The organism is Chthonomonas sp. (assembly GCF_035294165.1).
Classification (GTDB): domain Bacteria; phylum Armatimonadota; class Chthonomonadetes; order Chthonomonadales; family Chthonomonadaceae; genus Chthonomonas.
On record NZ_DATGLN010000140.1, the window covers coordinates 1 to 1,084 of the forward strand.

Genomic DNA, 1,084 nt, shown 5'->3' on the forward strand with positions numbered 1-1,084 from the left:
TCCCGACAGGAAGACGGTCGAGTTGCTTTTCATCGGAAAGGTGCTTTGCATCCAGGAAGGTTTGCATGGGTGTCTTGCCGAAACAGTACTTACCTGAATGGGGCCGAACTTCATTGTACTCGCGAATCCAGTCATCGACATCGGCCTGCAACTGCTCCACACTCTGGTAGAGCCGCTTGCGAAAAGCAATGCTGTAGAACTCGTCCTGCATCGTGCGATGAAAACGCTCGCAGATGCCGTTGGTCTGGGGCGAATAAGCCCTGGTCTTGGAATGATCGATGTTCTCCACTGCCAGATAGAGCTGGTATTCGTGATGTTCTCGGTTGCCGCAGAACTCAGTTCCCCGGTCGGTCAGGATGCGTAGCAGGGGAACCCCTTCTTCTTCCAAAAAAGGAAGAACCCGGTCGTTCAGCATGTCGGCGGCAACCAGTGCGTTCTTGCGGTCATAGAGCTTTACAAACGCCACCTTCGAATAGGTGTCGATAAACGTCGGCCCACGCCCTTGATTGTGCCTACGTAATAGGTGTCCTGCGCCCCCAGATAACCGGGATGCGCGGTGTCGATCTCGCCGTGCGCTTCCTTTTCCTGTTTGGATTTCTCCAGGGCGCGGACCTGCTGCTCGGTCAGCACCAGGCCCGCATTTTGCGCCTGCCGTGCTTCCAGCGCCTTCAGCCTTCGTGCGCAGGTCTGCAGATCGTTGCGCAGCCAGATACTGCGTACCCCCGTGGGCGAGACGAACTGCCCGCGTTTGGTCAGTTCGTTGGCCACCCGAACCTGTCCCAAGGCCGGGTTTTCTATGGCCATCTCGATCACCGCCTGCTCGATCGCCGGCTCCACCCGATTCTTCGGGATTGGCTTTCTCCGGCTGATTTCTTTGAGGGCGACTTCGCCCCCTTTCTCGTATAACTCCTTGAATCGGTAAAAGCTGTCCCGGGAGTAGCCCAACACCTTGCAGGCCTCCGAGACGCTGCCCAGCGTCTCGGCCAGCTTTAGCAGGCCTACCTTGTTCTTGATAATCTTTTGATCGTTGCTCATCTGACATTTTCCTTTCTCTCTGTTCTAAACAGTTTTACTACAAAATGTC

Annotated in this window: 1 pseudogene; it reads right to left on the reverse strand. The window is 55.5% G+C overall.

Annotation, left to right across the window (positions count from 1 at the left end):
* A pseudogene (locus VKV29_RS06965) lies at nucleotides 1-1,035 on the reverse strand (IS481 family transposase); the annotation flags it as partial.
* Nucleotides 1,036-1,084 lie beyond the last annotated feature (49 nt).